The sequence below is a fragment of the Deefgea rivuli DSM 18356 genome (assembly GCF_000620145.1).
GTDB classification, from domain to species: domain Bacteria; phylum Pseudomonadota; class Gammaproteobacteria; order Burkholderiales; family Chitinibacteraceae; genus Deefgea; species Deefgea rivuli.
Genome location: NZ_JHVM01000009.1, coordinates 171,707 through 188,839 on the forward strand (window position 1 = coordinate 171,707; position 17,133 = coordinate 188,839).

Here is a 17,133-nt window from a genome sequence, read left to right on the forward strand (position 1 = left end):
GTTGGAATGAAAAACGGGCGGAATAGTCCGCCCGAATGATTTGCCCGTTCAAATAAGGCTTACTTTGCTTGTTCTGTGGTTGGGCGCAGACTAAACACATAGGCAGCTAGCAAATGCACTTTGCCGTCGCCTAAGAATTCTTTCCACGCTGGCATCACATTGTTGCGACCATTGGTGATGGTTTCAACGATGGTGTTTTCAGAGCCACCATACAGCCATACATTGTCGGTCAAGTTCGGTGCGCCAAGGTCTTTATTGCCTTTGCCATCGGTGCCATGACAGGCGACACAGACTTGTGCAAATGTGTTTGCACCACGTTCGGCACGGACATTGTTCACGGCTGTGTTGCCAGACAGTTTCATAACATAGTTGGCAACGTCACGTACTTTTTCTTCACCAAAAACGGCACCAAATGGTGGCATTTGACCGTGACGACCCAAATTAAGCGTTTCTTTGATCTTTTCAGGGGTGCCGCCGTACAGCCAGTCACCATCCGTTAGATTTGGGAAGCCCTTTGCACCGCGTGCATCTGAACCATGGCACTGAACGCAGTAAGTTTGAAATAGGTTTTTACCCATTGCAATCGCTTCTGGCGTTTGCGCTACTTCAGGAATTGGCAATGCAGAGTATTTGGCATACAAGACATTGGTTTTTTGCTCAACTTTCGCCACTTCGGTTTTGTATTGACCGACAGCGCTCCAGTTTTTCAAATTACCAAAAGCCACGAGGCCAGGATACAGAGCCAAATAAACCAAGGCAAAAATGATGGTTAGAACAAACATCCCTACCCACCAGCCGGGTAGGGGGTTGTTGTATTCTTCTAGATCGCCATCCCAGACGTGACCGGTCACGTCTGCTTTTTCGCCTTTTTTGAGCTTCACTTTCATTTGTGTGGCGAGGATATAGGCGCAATAGAAAATCCCGCCTAACGATACCGCAGCAATGAAGTAGCCCCAAAAACTACTTGTAAAATCATCCATTATTTACTCTCCGAACGCATTAGGTCTGCTTGTTTGACGGCGGCAAATCATCGTCAAGGAACACTCGTTTTGCTTCCTCGTCAAAACCGGCTTTGTTTTGTTTGCTAAAGGCCCAGAAACAAATGCCTACAAATAAGACAAAGCCAACCACGGTGACGATGATTCGTACTTCGTTCTGCAGATCCATCATGCTTACCTTTTGTTTTTCAAAGCGAGGCCCAAACCTTGTAGGTAGGCAATGAGCGCATCCATTTCTGTTTTACCTTCAACGTCTTTGGCCGCGTTGGCAATATCGGCATCCGTATACGGATCACCCAGTTTGCGGAGTGTCGCCAATTTTTTCGGCATTATTTCTGCATCAACAGGGCGAGCTGCTAAGAAAGCAAATGCCGGCATATTTGACTCGGGTACGACATCACGTGGATTCATCAAATGGGCGCGGTGCCACTCATCCGAATAACGGCCACCCACACGAGCCAAATCTGGCCCAGTGCGTTTTGAGCCCCATTGGAATGGGCGATCGTAAACTGATTCGCCAGCCACCGAGAAATGACCATAACGCTCTGTTTCTGAGCGGAAAGGACGAATCATTTGCGAGTGGCAAGCGTAGCAACCTTCACGCACGTAGATGTCGCGACCCGCAAGACGCAATGCGCTGTACGGTTTAACGCCATCAATCGGTTGCGTGATGGATTTGCTAAACATCAAAGGTAGGATTTCTACAAACATAGCAATACTGAGCGTAAACAAAGTAAAGACAATGAGATAGAACACGTTTTCTTCAACTAATTTTTGCAACTTATTCATATTCAGTTTTCCTTCTGCGGTCAGGCGTGTGCTGCAACGGCTGGGATTTTCGCATCAACGGCTTGGCCTTCAGATACGGTACGCAGAACGTTGTAAAGCATCAAGAACATGCCAGAGAGGAAACAAGCGCCACCCAAGAAGCGGATGAAGTAGTACGGATGACTGGCTTTAACTGACTCAATAAAGGCGTAAGTTAAAGTACCATCTGCATTGACCGCGCTCCACATCAGGCCTTGCGTTACACCAGCAATCCACATTGAAGCGATATAGAGCACCGTGCCCAAGGTCGCCATCCAGAAATGCACTTCAATCAATTTGATTGAGTACATTTTTTCGCGGTTAAACAGGCGTGGAATCAAGTAGTAAATCGCGCCAATGGTGATCATCGCAACCCAGCCTAAAGCGCCTGAGTGAACGTGACCGACGGTCCAATCGGTGTAATGGCTTAGTGCATTCACTGATTTGATCGCCATCATTGGGCCTTCGAACGTTGACATGCCGTAGAACGACAGCGCAGTCACGAGGAATTTCAAGATTGGATCGGTACGCAATTTATGCCATGCGCCAGACAAAGTCATAATCCCGTTAATCATGCCACCCCAGCTTGGTGCGAGCAGAATCAATGAGAACACCATGCCGAGTGATTGAGTCCAATCAGGTAGGGCTGTGTAGTGCAAATGATGCGGGCCAGCCCACATATACGTGAACGCCAACGCCCAGAAATGCACGACAGAAAGACGGTAAGAATAAACCGGACGACCTGCTTGCTTAGGAACGAAGTAATACATCATGCCCAAGAAGCCAGCGGTCAAGAAGAAACCAACGGCATTGTGGCCATACCACCATTGCACCATTGCATCCACGGCACCTGAGTAAATTGAGTACGATTCCATCGTGCCCAAGATCGGCAATGCCATGCTGTTGACAATGTGCAGCAGCGCAACGGCGAGAATAAACGCACCGTAGAACCAGTTTGCGACATAGATGTGTTTCACTTTGCGTTTAGCAATCGTGCCGAAAAACACGATGGCGTAGCAAACCCAAACCACAGTAATCAAAAGATCAATCGGCCAAGCGAGTTCGGCATATTCTTTACCTTGGGTGTAACCCAAAGGCAAAGTAATAGCGGCCAGCACAATAACCAGTTGCCAGCCCCAAAAGTGGAAGGCGGCGAGTTTGTCGCTAATAAGGCGCACATTACAGGTGCGTTGAACAACATAGTACGACGTCGCGAATAGCCCGCAACCACCGAATGCAAAAATCACAGCATTCGTGTGTAAGGGACGTAAACGGCCAAAATGAAAATACTGGCCGACATTGAGTTCTGGCCAGAACATTTGGGCGGCGATAACAACGCCGACCAACATTCCGACAATACCCCAGACGACCGTCATGATGGCAAACTGCCGAACCACTTTGTAATTGTATGTGGCTTGGTTTTCCATTAGAGCGCTCCGATTGATCTCCAACTGCTTGGAATTTGAGTTTAAAAACTTATTTTTATGATTGTGGTACAGCTATTTTGCTGGCTGCTCAATAGTATTGAGCCAGCTAGTTAACCGATTTCTTGATGCGTAATGCTTCAGACAAAGGCTCACCAGACTATACGCAACCCAATAGCCCGCAAACTTGATGTAGATCAAGTGTGCATAGTTACAAACGCGCCGATTTTACCTCTTTGCACGGCATTCAGTCAGGAAATTTTTGTTTTTCTTCGCTGAAATCGGCTTGATTTTCTGCGGGCTTGTCATCGTCATGCAAAATTCGCCAGCTTGGACCTTCTAAGTCATCTAATTGGCCGCTGCGTATCGTCCACCAAAATACAAAGCCAATGACAAAGGCAATCAATATAGAAAGCGGAATTAATAAATAGAGGCTTTCCATTTAGAGGGTCTTTTTATTAGAGCGTGAAATTAAACGTAGTGCATTGAGTACAACGAGCAAAGAACTCATTGCCATGCCGATGCTGGCAATCCACGGGGTTACATAGCCTGCGGCGGCTAAAGGAAGGGCGGCTAGATTATAAAGTAAGGCCCAGAGTAGATTTTGCCGGATGATGCGCTGGGTTTTGCTGGCGAGCTGAAAAGCGGCTGGCAGGCAAGCCAGATTATTATTGAGTAACACCATGTCGCCTGCGGCATGAGCAATATCTACACCGCCGCCCATCGCAATCGACACATTAGCCAGTGCCAGAACTGGCGCGTCATTGACGCCGTCTCCTATCATCAGCACGATTTTGCCATTCTCTTGCAATGCCTGAATATAAGCCACTTTGGCTTCGGGCGTGGCGTTGGCGCGAACTTGTTCAATCTGCAGTTGCCTAGCGATTTCATGTACAGGATGTTGTTGGTCACCCGAAACGAGATGCAATTGAAAACCGGCGGCTTTAAGTTCGTGAATTAAAGTAGTCGCTTCTGGGCGTAATCGGTCAGCCAAAACAAAGGCGGCAAGCCAGGTATTGCCGTCTGATAAAGCAATAATTGAGCCTTCATGCTGATACGGGGTGAGTGTATCTGGTGCAGCTTGCGTTAAAAGGCTGCTAATAAACTGCAAAGAGCCTATCCAATATTGTTGCTCGCCAATCCAGCCTGAAAGACCGCCTTGTGCGTGCTTTTGAATTTTTTGAGCCGTTAGCGTAGCAGCGCTACTGACTTGATGGCTAAATGCTTTGGCAATCGGATGCTCTGATTGTTGTTCCAAGCTTTGTGCAATCGACAGTGCAGTATTTTCGTCCAGCGCTAATGCAATCGTTCGCACGATGCGTGGCTCGCCAAAAGTCAGTGTGCCGGTTTTATCCAGCACAATATCGCTCACTTTCGCCATCGTTTCGAGTAAATTGGCACGAGTGACCAATAAACCCAGCTGAGCCAGATGACCGGTGGCTGCTGTGAGCGCCGTTGGTGTCGCGAGCGATAGGGCGCAAGGGCAGGAAATCACCAGCAGCGCTACGGTGATGGCCAGCGCATGTGCCGGATTGTGTAAGTGCCAGTACCAGAAAGTCAGACTGGCTGCGATCAGTAGGCCAAGGACAAACCAGCCCGCAATTCGATCCGCAATCGCTGCCAAGCGCGGTTTTTGCGTTAATGCTTGATCTAAAATCCTGACCATGCTGGCGATTCGGGTATTGGCCCCGATGAGTTGCACTTCGACGGTGAGGGGCGACAATAAATTGGCCGTGCCTGCAGTAACCTGTGTGCCGGAGGTTTTGCTAACGGGGAGCGACTCGCCGCTAAGCATCGCTTCATTGACTTCGCTTTGACCATCTAAAACCACGCCATCTATTGGAATGATTTCACCCGCTTTGACGACAATTCGATCCCCTATTTTTAAGTGGGCGACTGCGGTTTCGTGCGGTGTGTCATCGCTATGCAATTGGTGCGCAAAAGTAGGGACGAGTTTAACCAGTTTCTCTGCGGCTGCACCCGCGCTGCGCCGTGCTTTAAGCTCTAAATAACGCCCACCAAGCAGTAAAAATACAAACATTGAGACTGAATCGAAATAGATTTCGCCATGCCCCGTGATGAGTGAATACAGGCTGGCAAAAAAAGCAATCAACACGCCCAAGCTGACTGGCAAATCCATTCCGGCGCGGCCATGACGCAAATCGCGCCAGCTATTGGCATAAAACGGCCAGCAGGAATACAGCACCACGGGCAAAGTCAGTAAAGCGCTGCCCCAGTGCATCATATTGAGCCAATTGGCTTCAATTTCGTCGGCTTGGGAAAGGTAAATAGGGACGACAAACATCATAACTTGCATCATGGAAAGGCCCGCAACCCAGAGCCGGAATAGCGCTGTTTTACGCTGCTTTTGCCAGATCACTTCATCGCGGGCGTGATCGTAAGGTAGAGCGCGATAGCCAATCGCGGCGATGCTTTCTAAAATCGTCGACAGTCTAATTTGACTGTCATCCCAACGAATTCGAGCGCGGTAGGTGCTGTAATTGATGGAAACTGACTGCACGCCTTTGAGCTGGGCAATGTGCTGCTCATTGAGCCAAATACAGGCCGCGCAACTAATCCCTTCCAAGATCAGTGCTGCTTCTTTGCTATTGCTATCGATGTGGTGAACAAAATCTGCCTGCAGCTCGCTGTCATCGTACAAAGAGAGCTGTTCGAGTAGCTCGCTCGGGAGTGGCGCTTGCCGATCCGCTGGTTTTTGCCGCTGGGCATAATACTGATCTAGGCCACTGGCAATAATCGTTTCCGCCACGGCTTTACAGCCTGCGCAGCAAACGACTTGGCGCTGATTGCGATAGCGGATTTGAAACTCACTATCGCTAGGGCAGGGCTCGGCACAATGAAAGCAGGGGATAGCATCGGTATTCATCGGCGTATTTTAACGAAAAGCGCCTTACGATGGGGAAGCATTTCTGCGCTAGCCGTTTTTAGGCTGAGGCTGGGGCGATGAGTTGGTGGAGTGCAACGCGGCGCCGTGTTTTTTTTGAATGCAATTCTAAGTGTGAATATTTATATCAACTGGCCTAGGATTTCGGCTGCGTAAGCAGTAGAGTGCAAACTTATGCCTTGAGGACTTGCCATGCTGTACGGCTTATCGATTATTTTCTTTGCACTGCTGTGTGGCGAGTTTTTGCGCCAATTGTTGGGACTGCCGATTCCAAGCGTCGTGCTCGGTATGTTGTTGCTAACGGCATGGTGTATTTTTCGGCGCGGCACTGAGCCGCGCGTCACTGCCGTTTCTGAAGGCCTGCTGCGTTATTTGGGGGTTTTGTTTGTGCCTGCTGGCGTGGGTTTGATAGAGCTGGGCGACAAGTTGGCGACGCAAGGTATTGCTATGTTGATTACGATTATGTTGTCAACGCTGATTACTTTGCTAGCAACGGCTTGGGTACTGAATGCGCTGCTGTCACGGCGTAAAGCAGCAGAAAACGCATCAGAAGAGTCGTCATCATGAGTGTACTGGTTCATTTATCAGAATATCCAGCGACCTGGATTGCAGCGACCGGTTTGGTTTATTTGCTGGCGAGTCGCTTGTATCACCGCGCCGACTGTTTTCCCTTACTCAATCCCGTATTGATTTCGGTATTATTGCTTATTGGCCTGCTTAAAATCAGCGGCGTGTCGTACGCGACGTATTTTAATGGCGCACGACCCATCCACTTATTATTGGGCCCTGCAACCGTTGCGCTGGGGATTCCTTTGTATCTGAATTTGGCCAAAATGAAGCAATACTTTATCCCGCTGTCGATTGCTTTATTAATCGGCTCGGTGGTAGGCGTCATTTCTGTTTTATTAATCGGATCTGCATTGGGTTTAAGTTGGGTCACGATCCTGTCGTTTGCGCCCAAATCCTGCACGACGCCGATTGCGATGGCTTTATCGCAAGAACATGGCGGCTTGCCTGCGCTGACTGCCAATGCGGTGATTGTGGCTGGTGTGGGTGGATCGGCGTTGGCTTTGCCTTTGTTTCGCTGGTTTAAAATCAAACACGAAGTCGCGCAAGGCTTTGCGCTGGGTTTGGCTTCGCACGGCGTTGGGACGGCACGAGCGTTTCAAATCTCGGATACAGCAGGCGCTTTTGCGGGGTTGGCGATGGGCTTTAATGGCGTAGTAACGGCTTTGTTACTGCCTTTTGTTTTGAGTTTATGGATGTATTTGTAAGGGGTATATCAATGCAAGAGTATTTAAGAAAAGCTTGTGTTGATATACCTACTGCTATTGATCGGTGGATGAAGTTGGGATGATTGAATGTTAGAGCGTCATTTTTATCGGCAAACGTTTCTAGATTTGGCCGTTTGGCTACCCTTGGCTTGTGTGATCGGCCTATTGGGCGGCGGCGCTTCGGCGGTTTTGTTGCTGGCGCTCGATTGGGCGACGATGACGCGCGTTGCCAATCCAGCCTTGATTTGGTTTTTACCTGTTGCAGGCTTTGCCGTGGGCTGGCTCTATCATCAGTTTGGCCGTGGGGTTGAATCGGGCAGTAATTTACTGATTGATGAAATTCATAATCCCAAAGCGGTGATTCCACTAAAAATGGCACCGCTGGTGTTGATTGGCACGGTCTTGTCGCATTTGTTTGGCGCATCGGTCGGGCGCGAAGGCACGGCAGTGCAAATGTCCGGTACGTTTGCGGATCAAATTGCGTTGTTAACAAAACGCGGCCCAGAAGGGCGGCGCGTGATTTTAATGGCGGGAATGAGCGCTGGCTTTGCGGGGGTATTTGGTACGCCCTTAGCGGGGGCGGTGTTTGGCTTGGAAGTATTAGCGCTGGGGAAAATGCGCAATAACGCGCTATTTCCTTGTCTCATCGCCAGCTTGGTCAGCGATTGCTTAGTACGATTTTTGGGTGTGCAGCATACGCATTATTTTATTTCGGTGATCCCTGAAATTACGCTTAAAGGCATTGTTGCCGTTTTATTCGCTGGAATTATCTTTGGCTTATCGGGGAAGTTTTTTGCTGAAATAACGCATTGGATTGCGCATCAATTCAAACGAATTAGCTATCCGCCATTTCGCCCATTGCTCGGCGGTTTAGTAATTGCGATTGTTGTCTATTGGATGGGTGCTTATCGTTATATTGGCCTTGGTATTCCAAGCATTGTTGAATCATTTCAGCAGCCGCTTTCGTTTTGGGATGCGCCATTGAAAATGCTATTGACGACATTTTCATTGGGCGCTGGATTTAAAGGCGGAGAAGTCACACCGCTATTTTATATCGGCGCGACTTTGGGTAATGCTCTAGCGCCGATACTCGATATGCCCTATCCCTTATTGGCGGGATTAGGCTTTGTCGCGGTGTTTGCCGGAGCAGCTAATACGCCATTGGCGTGTACTTTTATGGCGATTGAATTATTTGGCGCAGCCATCGCACCGTACGCTTTATTGGCATGCGTTGTCGCATATTTATTTTCGGGTCACAGCAGTATTTATGTCGCGCAGCGTTTAGGCTCGGGCAAAGGGCGGCCATTAGCGAATGAAAAAGCGACGATTCGTATTTCTGATATGAAATAATTAATTAAATTATGCAGAAAGTGCATTTCGAGTCCACGAAAAACACGAAAGGCACGAAAAATACTAAAATCTCAGTTTATTTCTTCCTGCGTCGATTTGGCTAAATCTGAAACGTCCTTGTTCGTGTTGTTCGTGCCTTTCGTGTACTACGTTTTTGATGAGTTGATGTAATATCAGTTAAGTATTTCGCCAGTTGAGTTTGTCGTGCAATTGCACCACATCGCCAATAATCAGTAGGGCGGGCGGTTTGATTTGATGTTGTTCGATTAGTGCGGCTAAGTTGGCGAGTGTTCCGGTAATCACTCTTTGCTGCGGTGTGGTTGCGCGTTCAATAATGGCAACAAGGGTATTGCTTGCTCGGCCATGAGCAATAAGCTGCTCAGCAATATACCCAGCTTGCGCTACGCCCATATACACGACAACGGTTTCGGAAGGGTTCACTAAGCGTGGCCAATCTAGATCGGTTTCGCCAGCGCGGCGATGGCCGGTGACAAACGTTACTGATTGCGCGTAATCGCGATGCGTTAACGGAATGCCGGCATAGCACGATGCACCAGCAGCAGACGTAATGCCCGGCACCACTTCAAACGCAATGCCATTGGCGGCTAGCTCTTCGATTTCTTCGCCACCGCGACCAAAAATGAAAGGGTCTCCGCCTTTGAGGCGCAGCACTTTTTTGCCTTCCAGCGCTAAACGCACCAAAAGTTGATTGATTTCTTCTTGTGGCAGCGCGTGATTATTCGATTTTTTGCCGACATAAATTCGCTCCGCATCGCGGCGAACCATTTCCATAATGTCGCTAGACACTAAATTATCATAAAGCACGACATCGGCTTGCTGCATTAAGCGCAGCGCGCGAAAGGTCAGCAAATCTGGATTACCCGGCCCACTGCCGACTAAATACACCGCGCCTTTGGTTTGCGTGTTGCCTTGCTCAATGTCGGCAATCAGTTGCGCGCGCGCAGCGTCGACTTGGCCGGAGAAAATTTGATCGGGAATCGGCCCAGCGAGTACGTTTTCCCAAAATTCGCGCCGCGTTGCTGGATCAGGCATTTTTTCTTTGCACAATGGCCGCAGCTCGCTGCCCAAACGCGCTAAATCGCCCCAGCCGTGCGGAATGAGCGCTTCAAGCTGGGCGCGTAAATGCCGCGCCAGCACCGGCACGCCGCCGCCAGTAGAGATCGCAATCGTCAATGGCGCACGATCTACAATCGCTGGCGTGATAAAGCGGCTGTGCGCTGGATCATCGACGGCGTTGACTAAAATGCCTGCTGCCTCGCAAGCGGTAAACACGGCTTGATTCACCGCTGGATGATCGGTGGCGGCAATCACCAGGCGCTGCCCCGCAATTTGTGCCAAAGAAAATTCCGCTGGTTGCCAGCGTACTTCACCTTTTTTAACGAGTTCTCGCATTTCCGCACAAAGCTCAGGCGCGATGACGGTGACATCGGCTCCCGCTGAGCGCAGTAAACGGAGCTTACGCACAGCAATTTCACCACCACCGACGATGAGGCAAGCTTGCTGTTTTAAATTCAAAAAGAGGGGAAAGTAGTCCATTGCTAGGCTCGTTTGCTTGCGTAAGCTGTATTGTCGCGCTTTATTTGGCTGTTGAGCGTGATTTTTTAACAGAATCACGTGGGTTTGATGCTTCTCAGTGTTTGAGTCTTTGAAATTGTGCCATTCTGTAAAGTAATTGATTTATTTTCTTAGTGTTTGGAGTACGAACGATGAAAGTTTTTGCCTGTTTGATCGCTGCTGGATATGTGTTGAGTGCGGCTGCAACTGCTGCGCCGATGGATGATTTGCTAAAAGCCAAAAATTGTATGGCCTGTCATGCGGTGGACAGAAAAATTGTTGGGCCTGCGTATAAAGATGTCGCGGCCAAGTATAAAGGCAATAAAGACGCAGTGACTTTGTTGGCAGCGAAGATTCAAAAGGGCGGCTCGGGCGTGTGGGGCGCAGTGCCGATGCCACCGAATGCGGTAACGCAGGCTGAAGCGAAACAAATGGCGGCATGGATTTTGGTGCAAAAGTAAGCGTTACCATCGCTCAATCAAACCGTAAAGCGCAGGCTTTGCGGTTTTTTTATGTCTGAATGTCAGATTTGCATTTGAACTACGACTACAAGGATATATCTAGTTAGTTTCCGCAGTGGTGAAAGGTGGCGATCCTTGTACGATGGGGTGATGCCGAGCCAAAGATCGTGCTAATAAAATCTGGAGATTCAAATGCTTACCCGCCGCCCTAGTGATATTTTACCGTCCGAAATCACGCCTAAATCCGTGTTTTTAAATCGCCGTGAGTTTATGGCTGGCGCAGCGGGTTCTTTGCTGTTGGCAGGTGAAGCGGCTGCGGCGCTAAAAGGGAATCCCAGTCCTTTATCGACCAAGGACTCGCCCAATAGCCTAAAAGAAATCACTACTTACAATAATTATTATGAATTTGGTACGGATAAAAGTGATCCGGCTGAAAATGCGGGCGCTTTGAAAACACGGCCATGGACGATTGTCGTCGAAGGCGAGGCGGGCAAAGCGCGTACGTATAGCATTGATGATTTACTGAAGGTCGCCGCTTTAGAGGAACGTATTTACCGCCTGCGCTGTGTGGAAGGGTGGTCCATGGTGATACCTTGGGTGGGTATTCCTTTGGCGAGTTTACTCAAGCAAGTGGAGCCTACGTCTAAAGCCAAATTTGTGTCGTTTGAAACGTTGAAAGACCCCAAGCAAATGCCGGGACAGCAGAGCCGTGTGTTGGAATGGCCTTACCGCGAAGGTTTGCGCATCGATGAAGCAATGCATCCGCTCACCATTCTGGCTGTTGGCTTGTATGGTGAGGTCTTACCCAATCAAAATGGCGCGCCAGTGCGTTTGGTTGTGCCGTGGAAATATGGATTTAAAAGTATCAAATCAATTGTCAAAATCCGTCTGCAAGAAACTCAGCCTGCAACCAGCTGGAATTTGAGCGCACCGAATGAATATGGTTTTTACTCGAATGTGAATCCTAGTGTGGATCACCCGCGCTGGAGCCAAGCCAAAGAGCGGCGTATCGGCGATATTTTAAAACGCCCGACTTTGCCGTTTAATGGCTACGGTGAGCAAGTGGCTGGCTTGTACAAGGGCATGGATTTACGTAAATTTTTCTAGGTGGGTATTTAAATGCAGGCAAATGAAAACGTGGCTTCTAGTCCAATACCTAGTAGTCGGTTTGTGGCTGGGATTAGAAACAACGCGAGCAAGTTACTCAAGCCTTTGCTGTTCTGTGTGTGTTTGATTCCCTTGTTGCGCGCAGGGTTGCTGTTTAGCGAGGCGGTGAATCCGATTGAATTTATCACGCGATCAACAGGGACGTGGGCTTTGGTGGGCTTGCTGGTGACTTTGAGTATTACGCCGCTGCGGCAAATCACCGGTTGGAGTCGCTTAATTCAATTTCGCCGGATGTTGGGCTTGTTTGCGTTTTTTTACGCGCTACTGCATTTCACGACCTACATTTGGCTGGATCAGTTTTTTGATTTTTCAGCGATTTTAAAAGACATTATCAAACGCCCCTTTATTACACTAGGTTTTGCGACATTTGTGCTATTGATTCCATTGGCAGTAACGTCAACGAACGGCTGGATGCGGCGATTAAAGCGCAACTGGGGGCGTTTGCATCGTTTGATTTACTTGATTGCGCCGCTGGCGGTGATTCATTACATCTGGTTGGTGAAAAAGGATTTAACCCAACCGTTGATTTATGCTGCTGTGCTAGTGATTTTGCTCGGCTGGCGCGTGCTGCGTCACTTTCGCGCTCATTAAATCGTCGGTGGCAGGTATTGCGATTGCTGGCTGTACTCACCCACTGCGAGGTGAGTAAGTCGCATTTCGAGGCTGAGCTCAATCAGTTGCTCGGCTTGAAATTCCCCTTGGGCAAACTCAATTTGCTCTAACAATTGCGCTACGCGATCTGCGCCAATTTGCAGTGCAATGCCTTTGCCACTGTGTGCTAAACGGCAGCATTCATCGGGGTCGGTATTATTCGTCAACTGCTGCAAAATCTCATCGATTCGATTTAATCCTTTTTGGCTTAGGGCAGCAAAACGCTTCGGGTTAAAGCCTAGCCGGTTGGGCGCTTCTGGATTGAAATACAGCGAATTTTCCAACTCGTCATTCGGGCTTAAATGAGGGTTGTTGTGGTAGTGGCTTTCTGCGGGTAGTGCAATGTGTGCTACCGCTTCGAGTAAGCCATTGGCGGTGAAAGGCTTGCCTAGCCAGCCGTTTAAACCAATGCGCTGGACTTCGGCGGGGCTCGGTTGCAGACCAGCACTCACCATCAAAGTGGGTAGAAAATAACCTTGCTGGCGCATCGCTTCAATTGTGGCAATCCCATCGAGTTCGGGCATATTGCGATCGATCAGCACTGTATTAATGCTTGGGTTTTGTGCCAGCACGGTAAGGGCTTCTTTGCCGTTGGCCGCTTCAAAGACGCTCGCTTGTGCATCAGTTAAAATTTGCCGCATTAAATCGCGATTCACTTCTTGATCTTCGACCAGCAAAATCACTAAGCCGCTTAAGGGTGAGCCGACTGCATTTTTGTTCGCGCTAAGGGTTTGCGTTTCCGCTTGCACGGTGGCGGTAAAGGTACTTCCCACATTGAGCTGGCTTACAAAAGTGAGATCTCCGCCCATTTTAACGGCGAATTCTTTGCTAATCGCCAGCCCTAGGCCAGTGCCACCTTTGAATAGACCGCTTTCCGTTTGTTCAAATGGCTTAAAAACCAAAGGTGTTTCACTTGGGCTGATTCCAAGGCCTTGGTCGCTGACGGTTGCTTTGAGTTCAATTAGCCCTGTGCGCTGCACGGTACTAGATAGCTGACAGTGAATTGCGCCGGACTCAGAAAATTTAATCGCATTCGAAAGTAGGTTTAATAAGATTTGCCGCCATTTTCCGGCATCGAGCAAGAGCGCTGCGGGTAAATCGGTGCTGGTTTGAATCTCTAGCCGTAATCCTTTTTTCTCGGCTAGGGGGCTGAAAATCGCTTTGAGTTCATTGACGAACGATTGTGTATCTAGCACCACTTCATTGAGTGAAAAGTGTCCTGCTTCAATTTTACTCATGTCTAAGACGTTGCCGAGCAAGGTTTGCAAGTGATGACTGGCTTGAATAATGTGATTCAAGTATTGCTGCTCGGTGGTGGGCAAATTGGCCATTTTCTGGGTTAGTTCGGCGTAGCCCAAAATGGTCGTTAACGGTGTTCGCATCTCATGACTGATTGATGCGAGAAAATGACTTTTAGCGGTATTGGCGGCTTGCGCTTTTTGCTCTGCTTCTTTGAGTTGCAGCAGTGTTTGCTGATTACGCCACAGCGTACGTAGTGTAATGACTGAAAAAATCAGCATCGCGCCCAGTAAAATAACATTGAGCACCGTGCGATATTTCAGCAGCTCCATGACTTTGGTTTTTTTGGCATCCAAGATTTGCGTGTATCGACTATCTAATGCATTCACGACTTGGCGCAAATGCGGTGACATCCTATCTGCCGAGTCTTTTATCTTTTCTAGATTGGTAGGCGAGAGCTCGTTTAAGGTCGTTTGGGTTTTTTCAATCCAAAGTGAAACTGGGGGAAGGTGTTTGCTAAACGCAGGATTGCTTGCGCTGAGGCTAGGGTAGGCGCCGTTTTTATATTCATTAATCCGATTGGCAAATACATTAAAACTGGCATGAACATGATCGCGATTTTCTGTACTGGGATTGTCTTCGTATTCTTGCATTGCTCGTTCAAAGAAACTGTATTCTTTATTGGCTGAGCGCGCTGCTTTAAGCTTTTCTTGCTGCTGTGGCGTATTGAATTCAGACAGGATCGTTTGTGCTTTGAATTCATAACTCAAAATCAGCGCAAAAGCACCGAGCAAGGTGGCAACGACTGTAAAACAGAGGGTGCGAAATTTGAATTTGTACAAGGTGGTGAGCCAGCGCAGCGATTGATACCGTATTCTATGCTGTTTAGGTACTACTTTGCAGTGCCTTACGTCCGTATCGGCTCGTTTGTTGCTTGTATGATATCAAGTTGAGATCTTCTGCTGTCTAAACTTTGAGTAAGCTTTCGCGCCCCGGCAACCAGCGGTCTAAGTGAGGCTGCGCCAGCTGGGGCTGCGTCTGCAAAATCTGCTCAGCGACTTCGCGTGCGGCATCGAGCAAATCGGCATCATTTTCTAAATCAGCAAAGCGCAGCATCGGTACGCCGGACTGCTTCACGCCTGCCAAATCGCCCGGCCCGCGAATATGTAAATCTTGCCGCGCGATCTCAAAGCCATCGGTATTTTCATAAATCACTTTGAGCCGCGCTTTGGCGGTGTCGCCCAGCGGCGTCGTGTACAGCAAAATGCACAAACTCGCATGCGCGCCACGGCCAACGCGGCCACGTAATTGATGCAGTTGCGATAAGCCCATGCGTTCGGCGTGTTCTATCACCATCAAGCTGGCGTTTGGCACATCAACGCCGACTTCAATCACCGTGGTGGCGACCAAAACTTGAATCTCATTGCGCTGAAATGCCGCCATTGTCGCAGCTTTTTCTTCTGGTTTCATGCGGCCATGCAGCAGGCCAACGGCAATGCCTTCGAGCTCTTCGGCGAGCTGTGCGTGTGTATCGACGGCGGTTTGTAGTTGCAAAGTATCGGACTCTTCAATGAGCGGACACACCCAATACACTTGCCGGCCTTCCAATACTTTGGCCGCAATCCGCTCAATCACTTCGTCGCGGCGCGCGTCCGAAATGAGTTTGGTGACAATCGGCGTGCGCCCCGGTGGTAATTCATCAATCACACTGACATCCAAATCAGCATAAAAACTCATCGCCAAGGTGCGTGGAATCGGCGTGGCGCTCATCATCAATTGATGCGGGCTTTGTCCTTTTTCGCGCAAGGCAAGTCGCTGAGCGACGCCAAAACGGTGCTGTTCATCGACAATCGCTAGGCCGAGATTTTTTAGCTCCACGCTGCTTTGAAAAATCGCATGCGTGCCGACCAAGAGCTGCGCGCTGCCGTCGGCGGCGGCGGCAATCGCTTCACGTTTGGCTTTGGCTTTTAAGCTGCCAGTGAGCCAAACCACATTTACACCCAGCGGCGCGAGCCAACTGACTAGCTTTTGATAATGCTGCTCAGCTAAGATTTCGGTCGGCGCGAGCATGCTCACTTGTAGGCCAGATTCAATCGCATGGCAGGCCGCAACCGCTGCAATAATGGTTTTGCCAGCGCCGACATCGCCTTGCAGTAAGCGTTGCATCGGGTGTTTTTGTGCCAAGTCACGGGTTATTTCAAGCAGCACGCGTTTTTGCGCGCCAGTCAGGCCAAAGGGTAGGCTGGCAATCAGTTGTGCTGCCAAATGGCCGACGGGTTTGATTTTAGGCGCAGTTTTTTCGCGGCGCACTGCACGGGCAAGGCGGAGCGACAATTGCTGCGCTAAAAGCTCGTCAAATTTAAGTCGTTGCCATGCTGGATGCGTGCGGGCAGTGAGTAGTACGGTCGGAATATCGGGCGTCGGCGCGTGTAGCAATTGAACGCTGCTGGCAAAATCGGGCAGATTGAGCGGCGCTAAGATGGATTCGGGCAGCGTATCGGGCAGCGGCGTGCTGCGCAGTGCTTTGGCTATAAAGGTTGCAATTTGCGCTTGCGACATGCCCGCTGTGGTCGGGTAAATCGGGCTGAGTGCTTCTTGCAGGCTGACTTCGCCACCGACGCGAATTTTCGGGTGAACCATCTCGGTGCCAAAATAGCCGTGTTTGATGTCGCCGTAGAGTCGAACGCGTTTACCCACCGCCAATTGCTGCGCTTGGCTGGGGTAAAAATTCATTAACCGTACGACCAGCGAGCCACTGGCATCTTTCACGCGCGCATTGAGCTGTTTGCGTAGTTTGTAATTCACTTCGCATGACAGTACTTCACCTTCAACCAAGACCGGGCTACCGAATGGCGCGTCAGCAATCGTGTACAAATGCGTTTCATCTTCGTAACGCAGCGGTAAATGCAAAATTAAATCAAACGCCGAGCTAATGCCCAGTTTGAGTAAGCGCTGTTGCTGCGCGGGAGGGAGTTGATTGATTTGCATGGCTTTGAACAATCGTTCTATTGGCGCTACTGTAACGTATTTGTTGGGTTTGGGCTAGGTAGGCACGAAATGCACGGTGCATTGCGTTATGACAAGGTCAAAAACAAAAGGTCAAAAGCGGAGTCCACGAAAAACACGAAAGAAACCCAATGAAGCACGGAGCTTTTTGTCGGTGTTTGCCTTTGTTCGTGCCTTTCGTGGACAAATGGGTTTGTTTTTATTCTGTATGATGAGTTTTTTATCAGCGGGTATATCAGTCTGGGCATTTTTTAATATGGTTTACATTGATATACC

General features: G+C 49.2%; 15 protein-coding genes. 6 read left to right on the forward strand and 9 right to left on the reverse strand.

Annotated features, from left to right (window positions below):
• Nucleotides 1-59 precede the first annotated feature (59 nt).
• The 6 genes from ccoP to Q320_RS0105050 all read right to left on the reverse strand — a co-directional run bounded on the left by ccoP (nucleotide 60) and on the right by Q320_RS0105050 (nucleotide 6,116).
• A complete protein-coding gene (gene ccoP, locus Q320_RS0105025; RefSeq protein WP_027468104.1) occupies nucleotides 60-980 on the reverse strand; it encodes a cytochrome-c oxidase, cbb3-type subunit III in 921 nt (306 codons plus the stop codon).
• A 19-nt stretch (nucleotides 981-999) separates the two neighbouring features.
• Nucleotides 1,000-1,170: a cbb3-type cytochrome oxidase subunit 3 gene (locus tag Q320_RS21200; RefSeq protein ID WP_245590968.1), complete on the reverse strand. Its 171-nt coding sequence runs from the start codon at nucleotides 1,168-1,170 to the stop codon at nucleotides 1,000-1,002.
• A gap of 2 nt (nucleotides 1,171-1,172) precedes the next feature.
• Entirely contained in the window at nucleotides 1,173-1,787 is a 615-nt protein-coding gene (gene ccoO / locus Q320_RS0105035; RefSeq protein ID WP_027468105.1) for a cytochrome-c oxidase, cbb3-type subunit II, read from the reverse strand.
• A gap of 20 nt (nucleotides 1,788-1,807) precedes the next feature.
• Nucleotides 1,808-3,232: a cytochrome-c oxidase, cbb3-type subunit I gene (gene ccoN, locus Q320_RS0105040; protein ID WP_027468106.1), complete on the reverse strand. Its 1,425-nt coding sequence runs from the start codon at nucleotides 3,230-3,232 to the stop codon at nucleotides 1,808-1,810.
• 244 nt (nucleotides 3,233-3,476) lie between these two features.
• The gene (ccoS, locus tag Q320_RS0105045) at nucleotides 3,477-3,671 is read right to left on the reverse strand and encodes a cbb3-type cytochrome oxidase assembly protein CcoS (protein ID WP_027468107.1); all 195 of its coding nucleotides are present in this window, start codon (nucleotides 3,669-3,671) and stop codon (nucleotides 3,477-3,479) included.
• Nucleotides 3,672-6,116 (reverse strand): heavy metal translocating P-type ATPase, encoded by a 2,445-nt coding sequence (locus Q320_RS0105050; protein ID WP_027468108.1) that lies wholly within the window; start codon nucleotides 6,114-6,116, stop codon nucleotides 3,672-3,674. It lies immediately after the preceding gene.
• A 210-nt stretch (nucleotides 6,117-6,326) separates the two neighbouring features.
• On the opposite strand from Q320_RS0105050, the gene Q320_RS0105055 reads away from it, so the two are divergent.
• The 3 genes from Q320_RS0105055 (at nucleotide 6,327) to Q320_RS0105065 (ending at nucleotide 8,758) form a co-directional block, all read left to right on the forward strand.
• Nucleotides 6,327-6,701 (forward strand): CidA/LrgA family protein, encoded by a 375-nt coding sequence (locus Q320_RS0105055; protein ID WP_027468109.1) that lies wholly within the window; start codon nucleotides 6,327-6,329, stop codon nucleotides 6,699-6,701.
• Nucleotides 6,698-7,408: an LrgB family protein gene (locus Q320_RS0105060; RefSeq protein WP_035852334.1), complete on the forward strand. Its 711-nt coding sequence runs from the start codon at nucleotides 6,698-6,700 to the stop codon at nucleotides 7,406-7,408. Before Q320_RS0105055 ends, Q320_RS0105060 begins: the two co-directional genes overlap by 4 nt.
• An 87-nt stretch (nucleotides 7,409-7,495) precedes the next feature.
• Nucleotides 7,496-8,758 carry a voltage-gated chloride channel family protein gene (locus Q320_RS0105065; protein ID WP_027468111.1) on the forward strand — a complete coding sequence of 421 codons (1,263 nt, stop codon included), beginning with the start codon at nucleotides 7,496-7,498 and terminating at the stop codon, nucleotides 8,756-8,758.
• A 177-nt stretch (nucleotides 8,759-8,935) separates the two neighbouring features.
• On the opposite strand, the gene cysG is transcribed toward Q320_RS0105065, so the two are convergent.
• Entirely contained in the window at nucleotides 8,936-10,315 is a 1,380-nt protein-coding gene (gene cysG / locus Q320_RS0105070; RefSeq protein ID WP_027468112.1) for a siroheme synthase CysG, read from the reverse strand.
• A gap of 170 nt (nucleotides 10,316-10,485) precedes the next feature.
• Between cysG and Q320_RS0105075 the strand changes: the two genes are divergently transcribed.
• From Q320_RS0105075 to msrQ, 3 genes are all read left to right on the forward strand, one after another.
• Complete coding sequence (locus Q320_RS0105075; RefSeq protein ID WP_027468113.1) at nucleotides 10,486-10,794, forward strand: c-type cytochrome; 309 nt, start codon at nucleotides 10,486-10,488, stop codon at nucleotides 10,792-10,794.
• Nucleotides 10,795-10,986: 192 nt separating this feature from the next.
• Entirely contained in the window at nucleotides 10,987-11,901 is a 915-nt protein-coding gene (msrP, locus tag Q320_RS0105080; RefSeq protein WP_027468114.1) for a protein-methionine-sulfoxide reductase catalytic subunit MsrP, read from the forward strand.
• Between the two features lie 12 nt (nucleotides 11,902-11,913).
• Nucleotides 11,914-12,552, forward strand: a complete 639-nt coding sequence (gene msrQ, locus Q320_RS0105085; RefSeq protein WP_084282367.1) for a protein-methionine-sulfoxide reductase heme-binding subunit MsrQ — start codon at nucleotides 11,914-11,916, stop codon at nucleotides 12,550-12,552.
• On the opposite strand, the gene Q320_RS0105090 is transcribed toward msrQ, so the two are convergent.
• Nucleotides 12,549-14,693: an ATP-binding protein gene (locus Q320_RS0105090; protein WP_027468116.1), complete on the reverse strand. Its 2,145-nt coding sequence runs from the start codon at nucleotides 14,691-14,693 to the stop codon at nucleotides 12,549-12,551. The genes msrQ and Q320_RS0105090 overlap by 4 nt on opposite strands.
• 124 nt (nucleotides 14,694-14,817) lie before the next feature.
• Complete coding sequence (recG, locus tag Q320_RS0105095) at nucleotides 14,818-16,839, reverse strand: ATP-dependent DNA helicase RecG (RefSeq protein ID WP_027468117.1); 2,022 nt, start codon at nucleotides 16,837-16,839, stop codon at nucleotides 14,818-14,820.
• Nucleotides 16,840-17,133: the final 294 nt, after the last annotated feature.